The sequence below is a fragment of the Pseudomonas sp. NFX183 genome, from assembly GCF_047943075.1.
Taxonomy (GTDB): domain Bacteria; phylum Pseudomonadota; class Gammaproteobacteria; order Pseudomonadales; family Pseudomonadaceae; genus Aquipseudomonas.
Window position 1 is genome coordinate 308,553 of the sequence record NZ_CP181333.1, and the last position, 22,673, is coordinate 331,225.

Sequence of the window (22,673 nt, forward strand, 5' to 3'; positions counted from 1 at the left end):
GTCCTTTAGCTGCGTTCTTTTATACGCTTTGCCGGAACGCCCGCGTATATGGAGTTGGCAGCGTATCGTCCAGCCTTCAAAACTGCTCCTGCGGCTACAACGCACCCGTCCTCAAGTACAACACCATCCAGAACAGTCACTTTAGCCCCTATCCAACAATTATTGCCGATGTGGATCCCTTCATTGTTAACGCCCTGAAGGCGAATAGGTAGTGTGGGATCAGAAAAATTATGATTCTCCGAATGAAACGAAACATAATTCCCGATAATTGTGTCACTCCCTATAGTAATGCCACCGGCGCAACCCAAAAAACTACCGCTGCCGATGCCTACATCATTGCCTACCGAGAGTCCTTCGCCTAATTGGGTCAAACTACCCGTGCACTCGATGGTAACATTTTTCTTTAAGGAAACCCCCCGCCCAAAGACAATGCCCTTGACCGCCAATGCATCGATAAAGCATCCATCGTCAATGACCAAGCCTTTACCTGCAGTGATCATTGATCGGGCCTTTAAAGTGACGCCTTTTCCTACAAGAATAACTGACAACCTCCTGAATTTTAAAAACCCGTTAAATGCCATTAGCGCTTTTGAAACAACGAAATTCAAAAGATAGGTATCAGAAATACGCTTGTCAATTTTGATGCCACGCTTTCTCACTCTAAAAGAAAGAAATTCAACTAATTCTATCAGCATTATTTTTTCCTTTAAACGACGAATAGTAGGAATGGAAAAATCCTGCGTTCTTATACGAGAAGCTCTTTCTTAACGATGAGACAAGCAAATAGGCCTCCATGACACAACGAAAGAGGTAACCCTTATGCTCAAAGATGACGCGCAGCCCCCGGATCATTTCTTGAAAGCGAAAAATGGCTCGTTCAGCGCTGTCCGATGTATGTTCGGAAAGGTCGTGCTGCAGGCAAGTGTCCAACACATAAAAATGAGGATAAAAGGATTCGTACCTTACAAAGAATGCGGTATCCGTCGCGTAAAACTTAAGACGCTCATCAAACAGGGGCGACATTTTTTCGTAACAAGACTTATTGAAAATCACACCACTATTGATAGCCAACTTATTACGTGATGAATTAATGCCACTGTCAACGTGGTCGGACAATCGGCCGAAGAACCAGAAGCGTAGTCCCGGACTTACCAATTTCTCTCTTGAATAAATTTTTGGCAACATGACGCCAAACAAATCAACTGCCGACGCGGCTTCATATTCAAGCGCTCGGGAAATCGCCTCAACATAATTCTGGCTTGAATAATCCGTATCATCATCCGAGATCATGAAATGCGTTGCGCCCCCTGCAAAAGCTATGTCCGCAACGCGATTATAAATATAAGCCAAACCGTTATTATCACCCTCAAACCACGTCAAATTTTCGCTCGACAACGCCGGTGAGCATTGAGGCGTATTATTCCACACGAAAAATTCAACGCTGATACCTTGCGCATCGAAGATGTCGACATTACTCAATAATGTTGTGATGGCAGCAGATTCTTTATAATGCCTTTTATAAAGAACGATCAATATCGAAATCTTAGTTTGCACGATATTTCGACTCATACATCACCACCACTGTAATTGACGCGAACAGGTACAGCACTACACTATTTGTATATGACTGAAAGAAAAAGCTGCTAAGGAAAAAAGGGTAGCTGATTACCATATAATCAGCCACTCCCCTGATAAATACATTCCCCCCGATACGCAGCTGTTGAGTAGCGATGACAATCTTGCTATAGAAACAGATCAACCCGAGCATTAAAGCAACGCCCAGATAACCAGAGGACGCCAGCAGATTCAACCACAGCGAGTCAAACCAATATGTCTGACCTGGCCCAATAGCCCCGAAACCAAGACCCAATGGCATTGTATTGAGCGATTCAAGTACCACCGACCACTGCCGAACCCTGTCAAGAGCGGAGAGATCCTCTGTATATCCGAGTGCCAGGTATAGAAAAATAGAGCCCGTCACGCAAATAAAATAACTGTATCCTAGAAGCCCGATAAAAATGCTTCGACGTAATGACTGTAACACTGCCAGGAAAAAAACAGCTGAAACCATACCGATAGCCGCCGTCCTCACCGAACCATAAATAATCAGCACAGTGGAAAACAGGGCCACCAGCAGATACAGGAAAAAGCTTCGATCATAGGTCCTCTTCCTGAAGACTTGCACAAGCAGGCAACACGCAAAGAGCGTGGTGTTCAAAATAAAGGCCGAAAACTCAAGGGTGCCCGTAAAAAAACCTGACATCCTCGGATTTCCATCTCTCATCGAATTATAGATCTCCAGTTCGAAACCTTTCTCGGACAGTAGAGGCCAATACCAGAATTGTCCCGCATCGCTGATTGTCAGGTATTGATAAATAGCATATGCGCCTGAGACAAAAGTCATTACGACGAGCGTGGAAAATATAATACGCAACTTTGTTTCAAGCGCCAGACCCAGGCACACTGCATTGATCATCAGCGCAAAGAGAATCGGCATGGCGAATGATCGGAATATTCGGAACGATGCTTCGGAAAACTCGCCGCAGATGCAATAAAATATTACAAAAAACAGGATGGTCAGAAGCTGTTCTTTATACCGCCGAGGAATCGTATACCGGGTTCCCACTTGGAAAAAAGTGATTAGCACAGTGAGAAGAATATACGCTAGTACAATACCTTCGCGCCAGGCTCCAACGACACTAGGGGCGTGAAGCGTTAAAATGACGTAGTCCGAGAGTATGAGCATCATCAGAAGTAAGCGTAGACCTAACGCCCTCATGCTTTACCCGTCCGGCTTTCTTTAAAGCGAAGTTCGTTGATTTTCAAACGCGCCAGCTTAAGGGCTACTTTGATTTTTTGCGTGGCGCTGAGTTCGAGAAATAGAGCACGCATAAATTTTTTATCAAATTCAATTAATCTGGAAACGACCTCCGGCGGAATTGCCGACGTTATTTTTCCCGGCTGCTCGTAGACGCTAATATCTCCCGTCCACGCCACGTGCTTCTCCATCTCGTTGGCACACATGATATCTTCGTAGAGACAAGCCAGATAGCGGGACTTAACTGCCTCATACCCGTTAACAGCCAGCACTGACGCAATAACAGCTCTATCATTGCTCCCCTGAAAAATGCTGTTAATAAACGCCTCTACACTGTCACGCTTCAAATTATCGGCCGGTGAATAACCTTGTATAGGCGCGCGTAACCCGACACAACGGCGGCCATTGAAGAGTTGCTCCGCAAAGGCAGTCCCGCCCGGAGTAGGGTAACTGTCGACGTAAAAATCTGCGCGCTCCAAGAGTGCCAGGTAGCTTTCGTAAGGCAACGAGGAAACTACTTTAAACCTATTCCAATACCGCAATTTTATTGGCCACCACCACGTATTGGTAAGCGGGTTGGCGCCGACGACCCAGAAGGTTGAGTGTTTAAACTCAGCTAGCACTTTGCGTATGGCTGGCCTGAGATCATAGTCTTTGACCGGTTTAAACTTGAAGGGCGACGCCGCACTGAAAAAATTTAATGTGCTATTTTTATTGGGCAGGCTGTGATGCTTTGATAACAACTTACTAGTCAACGGAATCCCTAGAAAAGACTTGCTTCCAGAGATCGTTTTCTTCAGGTCTCGACGACGGCCAAACGTGCTCAGTTCAAAGTATATATCTGCTACCGAACTGCCGTAAGTAAACACATGATCAGCATGGTTTACGAAATAGATCTTCGTCGTGCTGACAGTCTTTAGAATCTTGCATGCGATGACAGAAACCATATCATCTGGGTGAATATGCAACACCACTCTTTTATAAGGTTTTAGGCATTGAATAATTTCAGCAATTTTCTCGATGGGTGTGTAAGCACTGATCAGGGTGCTTTCGAAAAAAAAACCTCGGGTTCGCTCAAGCGCACGCTCGGCACTTTTACGCGTTATCAGCAGAGCAGGCTTTTCCGTATGCATTGTCGAAAGCTGTTCCATAAGCCGCGTGTGCCCACCAATGAGATACGGCTCAGAGATCAGATGGATACAATCCTTCAACGGCGAGTGAATTTCGCCAACTGACAACACACTCATGCATCGAGCAGTTAATATTTCCTCCAGTTCGGGATCGTCGTAAATACCTTTATCAACCGCCCACAATATTGCCCCATACACTTCCGCTAAATCGACGCTCTTGTTAACGTCTTTTTGCATTAGAATTAAATCGCGGATTGAAGATAGCAAGCGACTCATGGGCGAAACATCCTCATCCTGCGTTATTTTTATTTAGTTTTCTATAAATAAGAAAGTACATGACTATCAAATACATACCGTAATTAGCTGCGTGAGCCCACGTAACACCCACCGGACCGCCCACCTTCGTCAGCAACACCGTAAGCACGTAAAAACTCAGTGCAAAAAATATCTCTGTGAGAATATACATTTTAACCATTGCCTTACCCAGCATCAGGTAAGCAAGTATCCAGCTGGCAATTTTAAGCGTGTCTCCCAGCATCTGCCATGCGAAAAAATTCCGCATCGGACTGAACGCTTGGGTGAAAAGCAAGCCGATAATAAAATCCCTCAAGCTATAGATCACCACCCCACAGACCATCGCGACAGGAAGGATCAGTTTATAACCTTGAAGAATCTCTCTCTTGATATCCAGCGGATTGACCAGCTCTGACAACTTGGGTAAAAAATACAAGCCCAGCGTTGTAGTCACTAACAGAAGATAAGCGGTACTCAGACGCCACATGGCCTCCCAATACCCGGCGGTTTCCCAGCCGAACTCCGCACCTAGATAATTACGCACCAGGATATGGCTAACGGGCACGCATGCAGCAGTCGTGAGCGCCATCGCCGTGAACTTTGTCAGGTTGATCGCAATTTGCCTGTCTAACTTTCCGAGCAGACTGGAAAATCGGAACCATTCGGTTTTGTAACACAGCAGGCATGTCACGAAGAAAGCGATAGACTGATACAGCACCAATGAAATCAGCGCACCATATAGACCAAACTGCCTCACCATAACGATAATGACTAATAGAGAAAGGAGACTTCCACCAATATTAGCCAGTATGTATCGATTAATTTCTTTTTTGCCATTGAGGATCGCAAGCAGCAATGTATTAAATGAAAAGAATATGACGGTGGCTGCGCACCAGATAAATACGCTATATAAGGCCTCATCATTAAAACACCACACAGCCAACGGCTTGCTGAATATAACGATAAGCACCGATGTCAATACAGATCCTATACAGGCAATCGTACCCGCCGTACGCCATACCCGGCGCTGCGCATCTTCATCATTTTGATATTCAGCAGTGTACTTCGTAACGCCAGTACTGATGGCCCCTGTCGAGAACGTCGTTACCATCTGCACGGCGTTCTGAAACTGCCCTAAGGCAGCGTAGCCCGATGGACCTACATAGATGGCCAACATTTTATTGATGCCCAGCAAGGTGAGCATCTTGATAACGACCGCGATACCGTTGAGGAAGCTTGTTCTGAGCAGCGTCATATTCAGGCGTCTATAGAGAAAGCGTTGCAGGCCTCAATGACACTGTGAACTTCTGAATCGGTCATGATCGGGCTCATCGGCAGGCTCAATACCTCGCTGTGGATGCGCTCCGTAACAGGAAGCGACTGGTTATAAAAATCGGCGCTCGCATAGGCCTGTTGCTGATGAGGTGGAATCGGATAGTGAATTAATGTTTGAATACCCGACGCGTTGAGATGACGTACCAGCTTTTCCCGAACCTCGGAGCGCACCACGAACAGATGCCAGACGTGGGAAAAATGTTTCATTACATCGACGTCGCTGCCCAAGGGCAGTTTAATCAAGGGATTTTTAATTCCATTCATATAAAGGCTTGCCACACGACGACGAGCCTCTGTCTGTGCCTGCAGATACTTGAGCTTGACGCTCAACATTGCGGCTTGAATCTCATCCAGACGGCTATTTACGCCTTGCACCAAATTCTTATACTTTTCGTGTGAGCCGTAGTTTCGCAGAGCCTGAATCATGTTCACCAACTCAGCATCGTTGGACGTGATCGCGCCTGCGTCACCCAACGCTCCGAGGTTTTTACCTGGGTAGAAACTGAAACCGGACGCATCACCCCAGTTGCCGGCACTTCTGCCGTCGATCTGCGCACCATGAGCCTGGGCACAGTCCTCGAGTACCAGTAGATTCTCACGCTTGGCAATCGTATTGATTGCGCGCATATCGGCCAGTTGCCCATAGAGATGGACCGGCAGGATCAACCGAGTTTTGGTCGTCAGCGCACGCTCGAGATTCTCAGGACAAAGATTGTAGGTAATTTCGTCAGGCTCGACCAAAACCGGCTTCAGGTTGTTTTCCGTTACAGCCAGTAGCGTTGCGATGTAGGTGTTGGCCGGAACAATGACTTCATCGCCATCCTTGAGCTTTCCCAGCTCTTTCCAGGCACGAATAGTCAGTGTCAGAGCATCAAGGCCGTTGGCAACGCCGACGGTGTGGCTGGCGCCGGTATAAATGGAAAACTCTTCCTCGAAGCGCTTGAGGAACTCACCCTGAATGTACCAGCCCGAGTCGATGACACGTGTGGCCGCCTCAACGAGCTCTTCACGGAGAGCCTTGTTCAATGACTTTAGATCGAGAAATTGAATCATCAAAAATACCTGACGTAGGTGCTTCGTTATTAGGTGCGTGGAGGCACAGAAGGTCTCTGCACCACCACAAATTCATGCCCTCTTTGATCCGACTAGGATCGGAAATCCGGGCTGCGATACCTGATCTCTCCAAAGCGTCACGCTTGATCGATCGGATCCGCAAAACTTTCCGTCTTTAACTGGGCGCGTATGTGTTAACAAAACGCTGGGGTGTTGATGATACAGCGCCTATTCTCCAATTCAACAAAACTGAATGATGAAAAAGCGACTAATGCTGAAAGAGTTGCCCACAATGGTACTGATCTGCCACACCCCATTAGTGCGCAACCAATTAAATAGCTCGCTAACTTATTAGGTGTATAAGACTTTCAACGGCTTTCAATAATGAGCCTACAGAAAATACGCACGCCAAACGGCGCGTTCACCGAGTCTTCGCTCCTGACGCATGCTCCTTTGCTCGTTGCTCGATCGAAGGCGGTGGATTCGTTAATCGTTCCAGAGCAATAGTCGCTACTTGCTTTGTATTCAAGGGCGATCACAAGGAATACTGGCGACCGCAGATGCTGCCATCCGAGACACTAACGACCGAGATTTTCTTTGAGGTAAAACGAGTTGAAGCTGCGCAGAGGGCAGTTTTGCAAGAAGAGTGTAGAGATTTTTCACTTACAGGCGTTGTTACACTATCTATGACCTGGTGCTTCTACCAAATGAGGGTGCGCTATGCGCCATCTTTCAGCAGCATTTCCCGCTCACCCTGAATCTAACGCCTAACAGGTCAGACATATGTGTAGTACATATCCGAGTAATCAGAGTGCGGCGCACTGAATACTCAAAGAAAAAGCATTAGAATGGCTAATACCTCAAGATATCTAACTACAGCACTACAGACCCGTAAGCCCACGTGATAGAGCTCTAGCGGTTAGACAACGACCTCACCGCACACCTTTGGCATCAGGATAGGAGGTTAACCGCGCACTGCCGAGGTCGACCTATGGCGCCGGCTACGCGCCAACCCAACGCCTAACAGTGGACCGATCAACATCCCGATGATCAACGCGACCACTACAAACACCGACACTGGCATCTGTACAGTCGTCCTGCCCAGGAATGAAAGGGCCACGCTCTGCTGGTTTTCCAGCACAAAGCCTAAAATTACTAGCGCAACAATCAATGCCGCCAGCACCAGAACAACGCGCTTTACCCCACGCATAAATTTCTCCCACCCCAAAAAGACTCAGACGCCTTCTTCCTCGTCTTCGTTCACCCGGTCCCGCAATTCCTTTCCAGGCTTGAAGTGAGGTACAAACTTGCCATCAAGGCTGACCGACTGCCCGGTTTTTGGGTTACGGCCGACGCGCGGTGCGCGGTAATGCAAGGAGAAGCTGCCAAAACCACGGATCTCAATCCGATCCCCAGTAGCCAAACATTGGGACATTTGCTCAAGCATAGTCTTGATAGCCAGCTCTACATCCTTGGATGAAAGCAGCCCTTGATGGGTGACAATTCGTTCGATCAACTCCGACTTCGTCATATTTTTCCCTTCTTTTTCAAGCAGCTAGGAAAAGCGCTTCAAAGGTTTTAGCATGACTTGATGAATTTGAACAGCCCACTCGACAACTTATCTGCTGCACAGGCGGACACCCGCAACATGCGCCTTTGAGCCTCAATTACAGATCACCAGCATAGTGCGAGTTACAGCGCCGGCGGGATTCCAGCCGAACGGATAGTCGCCCTCTTCGTCCTTGGCATCGCTGGATCGAGTGATGACCTTATAGCCTTGCATCTTGCATTCGCGAGCAGCGCGCTTCTCGCACTTGCTCCAATTGCCACCGAGGCCCGAGCAGTCGACCTCGATACCACTGACACCGCGCTTGACGTGAGTTTTGGCGCTGGTGGTAGAGCAGCCGGCAAGCATGACTGCGGCGAAGATTAAAATAAACTTGTTCATCGAAATCCTTATTGAAACAACATCACTGACAACCGTGCTTTTAATAAAACTATAGCCAGTTCTGACACTGTGCTGCGCACCTTGGTTCTAGGTATTGATTCAACGAATTTCAGGCACAAAAAAGGGCGACCGAAGTCGCCCTTTTTCTATGGTCTGACAGAACTTAGTTCTGTTTTTCCATCTGTGCACGCAGCAGGTCGCCCAGAGTGGTAGGACCAGCAGAAGGCTCAGAAGAGGCTGGCTTGTCGCGCAGGCTCTGAATGGCTTCTTTCTCTTCGATCTCGTCTTTCGACTTGATGGAGAGCTGGATTACACGGCTCTTGCGGTCAACGCTGATGATCTTGGCTTCTACTTCCTGGCCTTCTTTCAGAACGTTACGTGCGTCTTCAACGCGGTCACGGCTGATTTCGGAGGCTTTCAGAGTCGCTTCGATATCGTCGGCCAGAGTGATGATGGCGCCTTTAGCGTCAACTTCTTTCACAGTGCCTTTAACGATTGCGCCTTTGTCGTTCTCTTGAACGTACTCGGAGAACGGATCGCTTTCCAGTTGCTTGATACCCAGGGAGATGCGCTCGCGCTCAGGGTCAACCGACAGGATAACGGTGTCCAGCTCGTCGCCCTTCTTGAAACGACGAACAGCTTCTTCGCCAACTTCGTTCCAGGAGATGTCGGACAGGTGAACCAGGCCGTCGATGCCGCCGTCCAGACCAATGAAGATACCGAAATCGGTGATCGACTTGATGGTGCCGGAGATTTTATCGCCCTTGTTGAACTGGCCAGAGAAATCTTCCCATGGGTTAGATTTGCACTGCTTGATGCCCAGGGAGATACGACGACGCTCTTCGTCGATGTCCAGAACCATAACTTCCACTTCGTCGCCGACTTGTACGACTTTCGAAGGGTGGATGTTTTTGTTGGTCCAGTCCATTTCGGAAACGTGTACCAGGCCTTCCACGCCTTCTTCCAGCTCTGCGAAGCAGCCGTAGTCGGTCAGGTTGGTAACACGCGCGGTTACGCGAGTGCTTTCTGGGTAACGAGCTTTGATAGCAACCCATGGATCTTCGCCCAGCTGCTTCAAGCCCAGGGAAACGCGGTTACGCTCACGATCGTACTTCAGAACCTTGACATCGATCTCGTCGCCAACGTTGACGATTTCAGAAGGATGCTTGATACGCTTCCAAGCCATGTCGGTAATGTGCAGCAGGCCATCGACGCCACCCAGATCGACGAATGCGCCGTAATCGGTGAGGTTCTTGACGATACCTTTGACTTGTTGGCCTTCCTGCAGGGATTCCAGCAGAGCTTCACGCTCGGCGGAGTTCTCTGCTTCCAGGACGCTGCGACGGGAAACGACAACGTTGTTGCGCTTCTGGTCGAGTTTGATGACCTTGAATTCGAGTTCTTTGCCTTCCAGGTGCGTGGTGTCGCGCACTGGACGAACGTCGACCAAAGAACCTGGCAGGAACGCACGGATGCCGTTAACGTCGACAGTGAAGCCGCCTTTAACCTTACCGTTGATAACGCCCTTGACCACTTCTTCAGCTGCGAAGGCTGCTTCGAGAACAATCCAGCATTCAGCGCGCTTGGCTTTTTCACGGGACAGCTTGGTTTCACCGAAACCGTCTTCAACCGAGTCCAGAGCAACGTGAACTTCGTCACCGACATTGATAGTCAGGTCACCAGCATCGTTGTAGAACTGTTCCAGCGGGATCAGAGCTTCAGACTTCAGACCAGCGTGAACGGTTACCCAGCGAGCTTGGTAATCGATATCAACGATAACACCGGTGATGATGGAGCCTGCCTGAAGGTTCAGGGTTTTTAGGCTTTCTTCAAAGAGTTCCGCAAAGCTTTCGCTCATTTTAATTCCTGTTGATAAGGGCGAAGAATACGCCCATCTCCACACCCCAGACGGTGTGGGTCAGTTTCAATTAAAAGAAGCACCGCAGGACTATGACTGGTCCCCTGCAGCCTTCTTGGTCACCCGGTGATATCGCGAATGGCGATTTCACTCAAGATGCGTTCCAGCACCTGCTCGATGGATAACTCCGTGGAATCCAGCTGTATGGCGTCAGCCGCCGGCTTGAGCGGGGCTACCGCACGCTGGGTATCACGCTCATCGCGTGCACGGATCTCATCTAGCAGACTCGACAGACTAACACCATCGACTTTGCCCTTCAACTGCAAGTAACGGCGGCGCGCCCGCTCTTCGGCGCTGGCGGTCAGGAAAATCTTCAACGGCGCGTCTGGAAACACCACGGTGCCCATGTCGCGACCATCCGCGACCAGGCCCGGCGGCTCCTGAAACGCCCGCTGGCGCTGCAGCAGCGCGTCGCGCACGGCCGGCAGCGCGGCAACCTGGGAGGCCCAGGAGCCAACTTGTTCGTTACGCAGATCATCGGTCACATCGTCGCCTTCGAGGATGATGCGTTGCGGATGACCTTCCGTCGCGCCGACGAACTGCACATCAAGATGCGCCGCCAGCAGCTTCAGGGATTCTTCGTTGGTCAGGTCGACGCCGTGGTTACGCGCGGCAAAGGCCAGCAAACGGTACAGCGCGCCGGAATCCAGCAGGCACCAGCCCAGGCGCTTGGCCAAAATGCCGGCAATCGTGCCTTTGCCCGAGCCGCTTGGCCCGTCGATGGTAATCACCGGTGCTTTGATATTCACAATTGAGCCTCTTGGGCAACACGAATGCCGACATGGGCACACAGTGTAAGAAAGTTCGGAAAAGATGTAGCCACATTGGCACAGTCACGGATACGAATCGGCGCTGTCGCCCGCAGGGACGCCACACTGAAGGCCATGGCAATTCGATGATCGCCATGGGAATGCACCTCGCCGCCGCCTATCAGGCCACCGTCAATGATAATCCCATCGGGTGTCGGTTCACACTTCACGCCCAACGCCAGCAGACCGTCGGCCATTACCTGGATACGGTCGGATTCCTTCACGCGCAGCTCTGCAGCGCCGCGCAACACGGTACGGCCCTGAGCACAGGCCGCCGCGATGAACAACACCGGAAACTCATCAATCGCCAGCGGCACCAACGCCTCGGGAATCTCGATGCCGTTCAGCGCAGCAGCACGCACGCGCAGATCGGCGACCGGCTCCCCGCCGACCTCACGCAGGTTTTCCAGCGTGATGTCCGCGCCCATCAGCCGCAGGATATCGATCACGCCGGTCCGTGTCGGATTGATCCCCACATGCTCCAGCAACAGCTCGGAACCCTCGGCAATCGACGCCGCGACCAGGAAGAATGCAGAAGAAGAAATGTCCCCCGGCACTTCAATATGCGTGGAGGTCAACGCATGGCCCGACTCAACCGACGCCGCAGCGCCCTGCACCTGCACCGGATAACCGAAGCCGCGCAGCATTCGTTCGGTGTGGTCACGGGTCGGTGCAGGCTCGGTCACCGAGGTTTTACCCTCGGCATACAAGCCCGCCAGCAACAGGCAGGATTTAACCTGCGCACTGGCCATTGGCAGCGTATAGGTCAGGCCTTTTAATGCCTGACCTCCACGAATAGTCAACGGCGGACGCCCTTCCGGCCCGGTTTCAATCACCGCGCCCATTTCGCGCAGTGGCTTGGCCACGCGGCTCATCGGGCGCTTGGACAGCGAAGCATCGCCGGTCAACACACTGTCGAAGCGCTGCGCCGCCAGCAAGCCGGACAACAGGCGCATCGACGTTCCGGAGTTGCCCAGGTAGATCGGCCCCGGCGCCGGCTTCAAGCCATGCAGGCCAACGCCATGGATGGTCACGCGCCCATGGTGCGGCCCTTCAATCACCACGCCCATGTCGCGAAACGCCTGCAAGGTCGCCAGGGCATCTTCGCCCTCAAGGAAACCTTCAACCTCTGTCACGCCATCGGCCAGCGAGCCGAGCATGATTGAGCGATGGGAGATCGACTTGTCGCCCGGCATCCGAATCTGTCCGCTCAGGCGGCCACCCGGGTTGGCGAGGAAGGTCTGCTCATCGGCGTTCACAGCAGTTTCCATATAAGCCCGACGCGCCAGAATTTTGCTGAAGTGCTCACGCGCCACCCGCGCACGGGTGAACACGCCCAGTAATTGATGGCCGTCCCCGGCATCCACCGCGTCGCGCAAGGCGTCGAGGTCGCTGCGGAAGGTGTCCAGGGTGCGCAACACCGCCTCGCGATTGGCAAGGAAGATGTCATGCCACATCACCGGATCACTGCCGGCAATACGCGTGAAATCGCGGAAACCACCGGCGGCGTAGCGGAAAATATCGAGATTCTCGTTACGTTTAGCCAGCGAATCCACCAAGCCAAAAGCCAGCAAATGCGGCAAATGGCTGGTCGCCGCCAGCACTTCGTCGTGACGCTCGACCTGCATGTGCTCGACATCCGCACCCAGTTCACGCCACAGGCGATCGACCACAGCCAAGGCGGCCGGGTCGGTTTGCTCAAGCGGCGTCAGGATCACTTTATGACGACGGAACAACTGCGCATTGGACGCCTCGACACCACTCTGCTCGGAACCGGCAATCGGGTGGCCCGGCACAAAACGCGCCGGCATGCCGCCAAACGCCCGTTGCGCCGCGCGCACCACGTTGCCCTTGGCACTGCCGACATCCGTGAGAATCGCCTGCCCCAGGTCCATGCCGGCCAGCAAGGCCAGCAGCTTCTCCATCGCCAGAATCGGCACCGCGAGCTGGATCACGTCCGCACCCTGGCAAGCCAGCGCCAGGTCTGCTTCACAGCGATCCACCACGCCCAACTCAACCGCCAACTTGCGCGATTGCGGATCCAGGTCCACACCGACCACTTCGCGGCACAGCCCGCTTTCACGCAGGCCTTTGGCAAACGAGCCGCCGATCAATCCCAGACCCACCACCACCAGGCGTCCGATCATAGGCACAGCAGGTTGCAATGCAGTGACATCAACCACGAGCCAGAACCTTGGCCAATGCCTCCAGGAAGCGGCTGTTTTCCGCCGGCAATCCGATGGTGATACGCAGGTGGTTCGGCATGCCGTAGTTAGCCACTGGGCGCACGATCACGCCTTCGCGCAGCAGCCCCTGGAACACCGGGGCGGCGACTTGAGCAAGATCGACACAAATAAAGTTGCCCTTGGACGGAATCCAGCCCAAGCCCAACTCACGAAAACCTTCCTGCAGTTGCAGCATGCCGCTTTCGTTGATGCGACGACCTTCTTCCAGGTACTCGGCATCTTTCACCGCCGCACACGCCGCCGCCAGGGCAAGGCTGTTGACGTTGAACGGCTGGCGCACACGGTTCAGCACATCAGCCACCACCGCCGTCGACAAGCCGTAGCCAACCCGCAACGACGCCAGGCCGTAGGCCTTGGAGAAGGTGCGCGACACCAGCAGGTTCGGGTACGCCGCGAGAAAATCCAGACCATCCGGCAGGTCGCTGCCTTCTGCGTACTCGATGTAGGCCTCGTCCAGCACCACCAGCACATGCTCCGGCACGTCTTGCAGGAAGTCGTTCAACGCTTGCGCATCGAACCAGGTGCCGGTCGGGTTATTCGGGTTGGCGATAAACACCACGCGGGTCTGGGCGTCGATGGCCGCCAGCATGGCCGGCAGGTCGTGCCCCCAATCCCTGGCCGGAATAACTCGCGCGTCGGCGCCGACTGCCTGAGTGACGATCGGGTAAACGGCAAACGCGTGCTCGCTGAATACCGCATTCAGTCCAGGCGCCAAGTAAGCACGGCCGACCAATTCAAGAATGTCGTTGGAGCCGTTACCCAGGGTCACCTGGTTCAGCTCGACCCGGCAGTTTTGCGCCAGCAGAGACTTGAGGGCAAAACCATTACCGTCCGGGTAGCGGGTCAGCTCAGCCAACTCGTCACGAATCGCCGCCAATACCTTGGGGCTCGGGCCCAGCGGGTTTTCGTTACTGGCCAGCTTGACGATCTTTGACGGGTCCAGGTTCAACTCACGCGCCAGCTCGTCCACAGGCTTGCCTGGAACGTAAGGCGACAGTTGTTGCACGCCCGGCTGAGCCAGGGCGAGGAAGTTGCCACTCATGTTAAAGCCTCACAAAACCGCTTTCGGGTAAGAGCCCAGCACCTTGAGTGCCACGGCTTCCTGACTGATTTTCTCCAGCACACCCTTGACCAGTGGGTCGCGGTGATGGCCGATGAAGTCGATAAAGAACACATAAGTCCATTTACCGCTGCGCGAAGGACGTGTCTCGATTCGCGTCAGGTCAATCCCGTTGTCGTGGAATGGCACCAGCAGCTCATGCAGCGCGCCGGGCTTGTTGCTCATGGAGACAATAATCGAAGTCTTGTCGTCGCCGGTCGGCGGCACTTCCTGGCTGCCAATCATCAAGAAGCGCGTGGAGTTGTCCGGGCGGTCCTCGATTTTCTCGGCCAGGCGCGTCAGGCCATACAGGCCCGCTGCCATATCGCCGGCGATTGCTGCCGAATTCCACTCACCCTTGACCCGCTTGGCCGCTTCGGCGTTGCTGGACACCGCCACGCGCTCGACATTCGGGTAATGTGCGTCCAGCCACTTGCGGCACTGGGCCAGGGATTGGGCGTGGGAGTAGATGCGGCTAATGCTGTCGGTCTTGGTGCTCTCGCCCACCAGCAGGTGGTGGTGGATACGCAGCTCGACTTCGCCGCAAATCACCATGTCGTGCTCAAGGAAGCTGTCCAGCGTGTGGTTGACCGCGCCTTCGGTGGAGTTTTCCACCGGCACCACGCCAAAGTTCACCGCACCGGCCGCCACTTCACGGAACACTTCGTCAATCGCCGCCATTGGCTTGCTGATCACTGCGTGGCCGAAATGTTTCATGGCCGCCGCTTGCGTGAAGGTGCCTTCAGGGCCGAGGTAAGCCACTTTCAGCGGCTGCTCCAGCGCCAGGCACGAGGACATGATTTCACGGAACAACCGCGCCATTTCTTCGTTGCCCAATGGCCCCTTGTTGCGCTCCATCACGCGCTTGAGCACCTGCGCTTCACGCTCAGGCCGGTAGAAAACCGGTACTTCGCCTTCAGCCAGGGACGCCATTTTTACCCGTGCCACTTCCTGGGCGCACCGCGCGCGCTCACTGATCAGCTCCAGGACTTTCTCGTCCAGGCTGTCAATGCGTACACGCAGGGCCTTGAGTTCTTGCTCAGACATTAGCCGTGTTCCTTTTCGAACTCTGCCATGTAGGCAACCAGCGCGTGGATCGCGTTGATGTCGACAGCGTTGTAGATGGAGGCGCGCATGCCACCGACCGAACGGTGGCCCTTGAGGTTCAGCAGGCCGCGCTCGTCGGCGCCGGCCAGGAAAGGCTTGTCCAGGCGATCATCAGCCAGACGGAACGGCACGTTCATCCACGAGCGGTCGGTCAGGTTGATCGGGTTGCTGTACAGGCCGCTGGCGTCGATGAAGTCGTACAGGGTGCGCTTCTTCTCTTCGTTGAGCTTGCCCATGGCGGCGACACCGCCCTGCTCTTTGAGCCACTCGAACACCAGGCCAGACAGGTACCAGGCGAACGCCGGCGGCGTGTTGTACATCGAGCCGTTATCGGCCGCGACCTTGTAGTTGAGCATGGTCGGGCACACCGAACGGGCGCGACCCAGCAGGTCTTCACGGATGATGTTGACCAGGATGCCGCTAGGGCCGATGTTCTTCTGCGCCCCGGCGTAGATCATGCCGTACTTGGACACGTCGATCGGGCGCGAGAGGATGTCCGAGGACATGTCGCACACCAACGGCACATCGCCCACTTCCGGCACCCAGTCGAACTCCAGGCCGCCGATGGTTTCGTTGGCGACGTAGTGAACGTAGGCCGCATCTTTCGAGAGCTTCCACTCGTTCTGACCAGGGATGGCGAAGTAGTCGTAAGGCTTGGCAGTGCCCGCCACGTTGACGTGACCGTAACGCGAGGCCTCTTCAATGGCCTTCTGCCCCCAGATACCGGTGTCGATATAGTCGGCCGTGCCATCTTCGGGCAGCAGGTTCAGCGGCAGTTGAGCAAACTGCTGGCTGGCGCCGCCTTGCAGGAACAGCACTTTGTAGTGGGAGGGGATGTCCAGCAAGTCGCGCAGATCCTGCTCGGCCTTGGTGGCAATGGACACGAACTCATCGCTGCGATGGCTCATTTCCATCACGGAGAGGCCTTTTCCATGCCAGTCGAGGAGTTCACCCTGCGCGCGCTGCAGGACTGCTTCAGGAAGCGCCGCGGGACCGGCACAGAAGTTATAGGCTCTCTTGCTCACATCCAATCTCACTCTGATCTGGTTGGGGCTGCAATCATGTTTGGCAACGTCCCTTTTCTGGAGCGAACCTCTGTGGGAGCTGGCTTGCCTGCGATGGCATCACCGCGGTATCACTTGAACTACCGAGGTGCCTGTATCGCAGGCAAGCCAGCTCCCACATGGACCGAGTCCGGACAAAGGACTTGTATTTCAAAGGGGACAAACAACAAGGGGGCGAATCTTCATCCGCCCCCTGTGTGTCCGCTTATTCCTGCGGTTCTTCTTCGTCTGCGGCAGCATCGAGGGTTGGCTCGTCGACGTTGTCATCGCCAGCTGCGATCACCTCGCCGTCGAACTCTTCACCTTCTTCCAGCTCTTCGCCTTCAACTTCCGACGGTTCCTGCACACGCTCCAGGCCGACCAGTTTTTCATCCTTGGCCAGCTTGATCAGGGTCACACCCTGGGTGTTACGGCCCAGGCTCGACACTTCGGCCACACGGGTACGCACCAGGGTGCCCTGGTCGGAAATCAGCATGATTTCCTCGCCATCGAGCACCTGGACCGCGCCGACCAGACGGCCGTTGCGATCGTTGCTGACCATGGCGATAACGCCCTGGCCGCCTCGCTTGTACTCCGGGAACTCGGTGATCGCCGTGCGCTTGCCATAACCACGCGCCGAAGCGGTGAGGATCTGGCTGCCTTCTTCCGGAATCAGCATCGAAATCAGCTTCTGCCCTTCTGGCAGACGCATACCGCGCACACCGCGGGCAGTACGGCCCATGGCACGCACGTCGGATTCCTTGAAGCGCGTTACTTTGCCGCCGTCGGAGAACAGCATGACTTCACGCTCGCCGTCGGTGATGGCAGCGGAGATCAGCACGTCGCCTTCGTCCAGCTCCAGGGCGATCAGGCCCACGCTGCGCTGACGGCTGAAGGATTCCAGCGGGGTCTTCTTCACGGTGCCTTTGGCGGTAGCCATGAAGATGAAGTGACCTTCGGTGTATTCCTCGACCGGCAGCATGGTGGTGATGTATTCATCACTGTCCAGCGGCAGCAGGTTGACCAACGGGCGACCACGGGCGGCACGCGAGGCTTCCGGGATTTCGTAGGTTTTCAGCCAGTACACTTTGCCTTTGCTGGAGAACAGCAGCAGCGTGGTGTGGCTGTTGGCGACCAGCAGGTGAGCAATGTAGTCCTCATCCTTCACGCCGGTAGCCGATTTGCCTTTACCACCACGACGCTGGGCCTGGTACGCAGCCAACGGCTGGGTCTTGGCATAGCCACCGTGGGAGATGGTCACCACGCGCTCTTCTTCCGGGATCATGTCACCCAGGGTCAGGTCGAGGCGCGCATCAAGGATTTCGGTGCGACGTACATCGCCGTATTCGGCGCGGATCACTTCCAGTTCTTCGCGGATCACTTCCATCAGGCGCACGGCGCTGCTGAGGATGCGGATCAACTCGCCGATCTGGTTGAGAATTTCCTGGTACTCGGCCAGCAGCTTCTCGTGCTCCAGACCGGTCAGGCGGTGCAGGCGCAGTTCCAGAATGGCCTGGGCCTGTTCCGGCGACAGGAAGTACTTGCCGTCACGCAGGCCGTATTGCGGGTCGAGGGTCTCGGGGCGGCACGAATCGGCGCCGGCACGCTCAACCATCGCCACAACGGCGCTGGATTCCCACGGCATCTTGATCAGCGCTTCTTTAGCTTCCGACGGCGTCGGCGAAGCCTTGATCAGGGCGATGACCGGGTCGATGTTCGACAGGGCAACGGCCTGGCCTTCCAGGATGTGACCACGTTCGCGCGCTTTACGCAGTTCGAACACGGTACGGCGAGTAACCACTTCGCGGCGGTGACGCACGAAGGCTTCCAGCAGATCCTTGAGGTTCAGGATGCGCGGACGGCCGTCGATCAGTGCAACCACGTTGATGCCAAACACGCTTTGCAGCTGGGTCTGGGCATAGAGGTTGTTGAGGATCACCTCAGGCACTTCGCCACGACGCAGTTCGATCACTACGCGCATACCGTCTTTGTCGGACTCGTCGCGCAGCTCGGTGATGCCTTCCAGCTTCTTCTCTTTAACCAGCTCGGCGATCTTCTCGATCAGACGCGCCTTGTTCAACTGGTAAGGCAGTTCGGTGATGACGATCTGCTGACGGCCACCGACCTTGTCGATGTCTTCGATGATCGAGCGGGCGCGCATGTAAATGCGGCCGCGACCGGTGCGGTAGGCTTCGATGATGCCGGCGCGACCGTTGATGATCGCGGCGGTCGGGAAGTCCGGACCGGGGATGTATTGCATCAGCTCATCGACGGTCAGCTCAGGGTTGTCGATGAGGGCCAGGCAACCGTCGATGACTTCACCGAGGTTGTGTGGCGGGATGTTGGTCGCCATGCCGACGGCGATACCGCTGGAGCCGTTGACCAGCAGGTTGGGGATCTTGGTCGGCATGACGGCCGGGATCATTTCGGTGCCGTCGTAGTTCGGCACCCAGTCCACGGTTTCTTTGTGCAGGTCGGCCAGCAGCTCGTGCGCCAGCTTGGTCATGCGCACTTCGGTGTATCGCATGGCCGCAGCGTTGTCGCCGTCGACCGAACCGAAGTTGCCCTGGCCGTCTACCAGCAGGTAGCGCAGGGAAAACGGCTGCGCCATCCGAACGATGGTGTCGTACACCGCAGTGTCGCCGTGAGGGTGATACTTACCGATCACGTCACCGACAACACGGGCAGATTTCTTGTACGGCTTGTTCCAGTCGTTACCCAGCTCGCTCATCGCGAACAGCACACGCCGGTGCACGGGCTTCAAGCCATCGCGCGCATCAGGCAGTGCTCGACCGACAATTACGCTCATCGCGTAGTCGAGGTAGGACTGTTTCAGCTCGTCTTCGATATTGACCGGGAGGATTTCTTTGGCCAGTTCGCCCATGAGAAGCCTGATTCCTTTTTCGGGTGAAACCTCGTCACATCCTATGGGACGAACGAAGCTCGCCGCTGCCGGCAGAGTGCCTGACAACGACTTACGACAAATCAACGAGTTATGACACGGATCTGCACGTTATGGGCAGCCCCTTGAGGCAGCCCTGGAAACCGCCGGATGTTATCACAATCGCCGCCACGCACCTATCCCCCAGATGCGCATGGAGCATAGTTAGTTGACGGATGACGGGCCTGAGGGCGACGAGAGGGGCTCAGAGGTAGGGTGGTGCTGTTTTTTGAGGGCAGATCCAAGGGTTTTATTGACTTATAAGGCCAATCGGGGGCAAGCCCCTCCCACACTCGAAGTGTGAACACAGTCAAAATGTGGGAGGGGGCTTGCCCCCGATAGCCGTCAGACAGTCACCAACGCCCTCAATGCAGGCGCTTACGGCACATCAACTTGGCCAGCTTGGCGGTGTCCGGGCGCTCAACGATGCCTTTTTCGGTCACGATCACATCAATCAGATCAGCCGGGGTTACGTCGAACACGGGATTCAAAGCGGCCACATCCAACCGTTGCCCCATGACCTCCAGCAACTCACCGGGATCACGCTCCTCCAAAGCGACGTCTTCACCCGTGGCCATCATCAAATCGAGTGTCGAGCTTGGCGCCACCACCATAAAGCGCACGCCATGGTGCATCGCGCACACGGCCAACTGATACGTGCCGATCGTGCCGATCACATCACCGTTGGCGGCAATGCAGTCGGCGCCGACGATCACCCAGGTCACGCCCTTGGTCTTGAGGATATGCGCGCCAGCCGAGTCAGCATTCACCGTCGCCGCAATACCCTCGCCTGCCAGCTCCCACGCCGTCAGCCGCGAACCTTGCAGCCAGGGGCGCGTCTCGTTGACATAGACATGCTCGACCAACCCCTCCAGAAACGCGGCGCGAACCACCCCGAGGGCCGTGCCGACGCCGCCTGTGGCCAGTGCGCCGGCATTGCCGTGGGTCAGGATCGCCTGGGCGTTGCCCTGGTGCTTGCGAATCCGCTCGAGGCCCAACTGGGCCATGACCACATTGGCCTCCCGATCACTTTCATGGATCGCAATCGCTTCCGCCTCCAGCGCCGCCACCGGGTCGGCGTGCTTCTTGATGCGGTCCAGGCGATCGCGCATGCGCTTCAAGGCCCAGAACAGGTTCGCGGCTGTCGGACGGCTATCAGCCAACAGCGCGTAGTCTTCTTCCCACGCGGCCTGCCAGTCGCCGCCTTCAGCGATGGGTTCACGCGCGGCGAGCACCAGGCCATAGGCGGCGCTGATACCAATGGCCGGCGCGCCGCGCACCACCATCGTACGTATGGCATCGGCCACTTCAGCCACAGAGGTGCAGGCAACCCAGGTTTCCCGAGACGGCAAGGCACGCTGATCGAGCAGGTGCAGCGCGCCATCACGCCATTCGATGGCTTTCACTTTCTCCGCTGCTAACAGTCGCTCGCGCATCCCTTACCCCGCACTCATGAACAAAAGCCGCCGATTATAGCGATCCGCCAGCCAGGACGCTCGGGTATACTTCGCCCTTCTTTTATAGCTGCCCGGGAAGAAGCCTGCGATGACCTCCACTGCCGCCCCGCTCGACTTATTGCTGCTGCCGACCTGGCTGGTACCTGTCGAACCTGCCGGCGTGGTGCTCAAGGAACATGGCCTGGGCATCCGCGATGGTCGCATCGCCTTTATCGGGCCACGGGCCGCGGCATTGAAGCTGGCCGCCACCGAGGTGCGCGAGCTGCCGGGCATGCTGCTCAGCCCGGGCTTGATCAACGCCCATGGCCATGCGGCGATGAGCCTGTTTCGCGGGCTGGCCGACGACTTGCCGCTGATGACCTGGCTGGAAAAACACATCTGGCCCGCCGAATCCAAGTGGGTCGATGAAGCCTTCGTGCGCGACGGCACCGACCTGGCCATCGCCGAGCAGCTCAAGGGCGGCATCACCTGCTTCTGCGACATGTACTTCTACCCCAAGGTCGCCAGCGACTGCGTGCACAACAGCGGCATGCGCGCGCAGATCGCGATTCCGATCCTCGACTTCCCGATTCCCGGCGCCAGCACGGCCGACGAGGCGATTCGCCAGGGCATCGAGCTGTTCGGCGACCTCAAGCACCATCCGCGCATCCGGATCACCTTCGGGCCCCACGCGCCGTACACCGTGTGCGATGAAAACCTGGAAAAGATCCGGATAATTGCCGAAGAGCTGGACGCCTCGATCCATATGCACGTGCACGAAACCGCCTTCGAAGTGCAGCAGGCCGTCGAGCAGACCGGCGAACGCCCACTCGCGCGCCTGGGCCGTCTCGGCCTGCTTGGCCCGCGCTTCCAGGCCGTTCATATGACCCAAATCAGCGAGGACGACCTGGCTTTGCTGGTAGAAAGCAACACCAGCGTCATCCATTGCCCGGAATCGAACCTGAAACTGGCCAGCGGCTTTTGCCCGGTGGAGCGTCTGTGGCAGGCTGGTGTCAACGTGGCGATCGGCACCGACGGCGCCGCCAGCAACAATGACCTCGACCTGCTCGGCGAAACCCGTACCGCCGCCATGCTGGCCAAGGCCGTCGCCGGTTCGGCCACCGCCCTGGACGCCCATCGCGCCCTGCGCATGGCCACGCTCAACGGCGCGCGCGCCATGGGCCTGGAAAGCGAGATTGGCTCACTGGAGGTCGGCAAGGCTGCCGACATCGTGGCCTTTGATCTTTCGGGGCTGGCGCAACAACCGATCTACGATCCGGTCTCACAGCTTATCTATGCCACCGGACGCGATTGCGTGAAACACCTTTGGGTCGCCGGCAAGCAGTTGCTCGACGACCGGCAATTGACCCGCATGGATGAACAACAGTTGACCGCCACGGCCATTGCCTGGGGCCAACGCATCAGCGGGCACAGCGAATAACGCAGGGTTTGCACCTACGCTTGAACACCTGCAAACCGATTTATCAGATTTAGAG

18 protein-coding genes are annotated in these 22,673 nt (G+C 55.4%); 1 reads left to right on the plus strand and 17 read right to left on the minus strand.

Translation table 11 applies throughout. The features are described 5' to 3' along the window. Window positions 1-5: 5 nt before the first annotated feature. The 17 genes from ACM530_RS01550 to mtnA all read right to left on the minus strand — a co-directional run bounded on the left by ACM530_RS01550 (window position 6) and on the right by mtnA (window position 21,177). Window positions 6-695, minus strand: a complete 690-nt coding sequence (locus ACM530_RS01550) for an acyltransferase (RefSeq protein ID WP_416364124.1) — start codon at window positions 693-695, stop codon at window positions 6-8. Beyond that, entirely contained in the window at window positions 676-1,569 is an 894-nt protein-coding gene (locus ACM530_RS01555) for a hypothetical protein (protein WP_242193855.1), read from the minus strand. Before ACM530_RS01555 ends, ACM530_RS01550 begins: the two co-directional genes overlap by 20 nt. Beyond that, window positions 1,544-2,779: a hypothetical protein gene (locus tag ACM530_RS01560; RefSeq protein ID WP_416364125.1), complete on the minus strand. Its 1,236-nt coding sequence runs from the start codon at window positions 2,777-2,779 to the stop codon at window positions 1,544-1,546. The genes ACM530_RS01555 and ACM530_RS01560 overlap by 26 nt, the downstream gene beginning before the upstream one ends. Continuing rightward, window positions 2,776-4,224: a hypothetical protein gene (locus ACM530_RS01565; RefSeq protein ID WP_416364126.1), complete on the minus strand. Its 1,449-nt coding sequence runs from the start codon at window positions 4,222-4,224 to the stop codon at window positions 2,776-2,778. The genes ACM530_RS01560 and ACM530_RS01565 overlap by 4 nt, the downstream gene beginning before the upstream one ends. Before the next feature lie 13 nt (window positions 4,225-4,237). Next, window positions 4,238-5,497: an O-antigen translocase gene (locus ACM530_RS01570; protein ID WP_416364127.1), complete on the minus strand. Its 1,260-nt coding sequence runs from the start codon at window positions 5,495-5,497 to the stop codon at window positions 4,238-4,240. Between the two features lie 2 nt (window positions 5,498-5,499). Next, a complete protein-coding gene (locus tag ACM530_RS01575; RefSeq protein ID WP_416364128.1) occupies window positions 5,500-6,630 on the minus strand; it encodes a DegT/DnrJ/EryC1/StrS family aminotransferase in 1,131 nt (376 codons plus the stop codon). 964 nt (window positions 6,631-7,594) lie between these two features. Continuing rightward, complete coding sequence (locus ACM530_RS01580; protein ID WP_416364129.1) at window positions 7,595-7,840, minus strand: lipopolysaccharide assembly protein LapA domain-containing protein; 246 nt, start codon at window positions 7,838-7,840, stop codon at window positions 7,595-7,597. Window positions 7,841-7,864: 24 nt separating this feature from the next. After that, on the minus strand, window positions 7,865-8,161 hold the full coding sequence (gene ihfB, locus ACM530_RS01585; RefSeq protein WP_003218804.1) for an integration host factor subunit beta: 297 nt from the start codon (window positions 8,159-8,161) through the stop codon (window positions 7,865-7,867). Between the two features lie 132 nt (window positions 8,162-8,293). Beyond that, window positions 8,294-8,578 carry a hypothetical protein gene (locus ACM530_RS01590; protein WP_242193867.1) on the minus strand — a complete coding sequence of 95 codons (285 nt, stop codon included), beginning with the start codon at window positions 8,576-8,578 and terminating at the stop codon, window positions 8,294-8,296. A gap of 163 nt (window positions 8,579-8,741) precedes the next feature. Further along, a complete protein-coding gene (gene rpsA / locus ACM530_RS01595) occupies window positions 8,742-10,436 on the minus strand; it encodes a 30S ribosomal protein S1 (protein WP_064451489.1) in 1,695 nt (564 codons plus the stop codon). Window positions 10,437-10,555: 119 nt separating this feature from the next. Continuing rightward, a complete protein-coding gene (gene cmk, locus ACM530_RS01600; protein WP_145163144.1) occupies window positions 10,556-11,245 on the minus strand; it encodes a (d)CMP kinase in 690 nt (229 codons plus the stop codon). Continuing rightward, a complete protein-coding gene (locus tag ACM530_RS01605) occupies window positions 11,242-13,452 on the minus strand; it encodes a bifunctional prephenate dehydrogenase/3-phosphoshikimate 1-carboxyvinyltransferase (RefSeq protein WP_416364130.1) in 2,211 nt (736 codons plus the stop codon). The genes cmk and ACM530_RS01605 overlap by 4 nt, the downstream gene beginning before the upstream one ends. A gap of 28 nt (window positions 13,453-13,480) precedes the next feature. Continuing rightward, window positions 13,481-14,593 (minus strand): histidinol-phosphate transaminase, encoded by a 1,113-nt coding sequence (hisC, locus tag ACM530_RS01610; RefSeq protein ID WP_416364131.1) that lies wholly within the window; start codon window positions 14,591-14,593, stop codon window positions 13,481-13,483. A gap of 9 nt (window positions 14,594-14,602) precedes the next feature. Continuing rightward, on the minus strand, window positions 14,603-15,697 hold the full coding sequence (gene pheA / locus ACM530_RS01615) for a prephenate dehydratase (RefSeq protein ID WP_053132458.1): 1,095 nt from the start codon (window positions 15,695-15,697) through the stop codon (window positions 14,603-14,605). Next, a complete protein-coding gene (serC, locus tag ACM530_RS01620) occupies window positions 15,697-16,782 on the minus strand; it encodes a 3-phosphoserine/phosphohydroxythreonine transaminase (RefSeq protein WP_145163139.1) in 1,086 nt (361 codons plus the stop codon). Before serC ends, pheA begins: the two co-directional genes overlap by 1 nt. Window positions 16,783-17,026: 244 nt before the next feature. Beyond that, on the minus strand, window positions 17,027-19,684 hold the full coding sequence (gene gyrA / locus ACM530_RS01625) for a DNA gyrase subunit A (protein ID WP_145163138.1): 2,658 nt from the start codon (window positions 19,682-19,684) through the stop codon (window positions 17,027-17,029). A 422-nt stretch (window positions 19,685-20,106) separates the two neighbouring features. Beyond that, complete coding sequence (gene mtnA / locus ACM530_RS01630) at window positions 20,107-21,177, minus strand: S-methyl-5-thioribose-1-phosphate isomerase (RefSeq protein WP_416364132.1); 1,071 nt, start codon at window positions 21,175-21,177, stop codon at window positions 20,107-20,109. A 109-nt stretch (window positions 21,178-21,286) separates the two neighbouring features. On the opposite strand from mtnA, the gene ACM530_RS01635 reads away from it, so the two are divergent. Beyond that, the gene (locus ACM530_RS01635; protein ID WP_416364133.1) at window positions 21,287-22,618 is read left to right on the plus strand and encodes a TRZ/ATZ family hydrolase; all 1,332 of its coding nucleotides are present in this window, start codon (window positions 21,287-21,289) and stop codon (window positions 22,616-22,618) included. Window positions 22,619-22,673 lie beyond the last annotated feature (55 nt).

Coding starts and splice junctions, on each gene's coding strand:
- rpsA (WP_064451489.1), bottom strand. CDS start 10,436: ATGAGCGAAAGCTTTGCGGAACTCTTTGAAGAAAGCCTAAAAACCCTG.
- ACM530_RS01570 (WP_416364127.1), bottom strand. CDS start 5,497: ATGACGCTGCTCAGAACAAGCTTCCTCAACGGTATCGCGGTCGTTATC.
- ACM530_RS01565 (WP_416364126.1), bottom strand. CDS start 4,224: ATGAGTCGCTTGCTATCTTCAATCCGCGATTTAATTCTAATGCAAAAA.
- ACM530_RS01560 (WP_416364125.1), bottom strand. CDS start 2,779: ATGAGGGCGTTAGGTCTACGCTTACTTCTGATGATGCTCATACTCTCG.
- gyrA (WP_145163138.1), bottom strand. CDS start 19,684: ATGGGCGAACTGGCCAAAGAAATCCTCCCGGTCAATATCGAAGACGAG.
- ihfB (WP_003218804.1), bottom strand. CDS start 8,161: ATGACGAAGTCGGAGTTGATCGAACGAATTGTCACCCATCAAGGGCTG.
- ACM530_RS01575 (WP_416364128.1), bottom strand. CDS start 6,630: ATGATTCAATTTCTCGATCTAAAGTCATTGAACAAGGCTCTCCGTGAA.
- ACM530_RS01605 (WP_416364130.1), bottom strand. CDS start 13,452: ATGATCGGACGCCTGGTGGTGGTGGGTCTGGGATTGATCGGCGGCTCG.
- ACM530_RS01550 (WP_416364124.1), bottom strand. CDS start 695: ATGCTGATAGAATTAGTTGAATTTCTTTCTTTTAGAGTGAGAAAGCGT.
- ACM530_RS01580 (WP_416364129.1), bottom strand. CDS start 7,840: ATGCGTGGGGTAAAGCGCGTTGTTCTGGTGCTGGCGGCATTGATTGTT.
- ACM530_RS01555 (WP_242193855.1), bottom strand. CDS start 1,569: ATGAGTCGAAATATCGTGCAAACTAAGATTTCGATATTGATCGTTCTT.
- mtnA (WP_416364132.1), bottom strand. CDS start 21,177: ATGCGCGAGCGACTGTTAGCAGCGGAGAAAGTGAAAGCCATCGAATGG.
- hisC (WP_416364131.1), bottom strand. CDS start 14,593: ATGAGTGGCAACTTCCTCGCCCTGGCTCAGCCGGGCGTGCAACAACTG.
- ACM530_RS01635 (WP_416364133.1), top strand. CDS start 21,287: ATGACCTCCACTGCCGCCCCGCTCGACTTATTGCTGCTGCCGACCTGG.
- ACM530_RS01590 (WP_242193867.1), bottom strand. CDS start 8,578: ATGAACAAGTTTATTTTAATCTTCGCCGCAGTCATGCTTGCCGGCTGC.
- pheA (WP_053132458.1), bottom strand. CDS start 15,697: ATGTCTGAGCAAGAACTCAAGGCCCTGCGTGTACGCATTGACAGCCTG.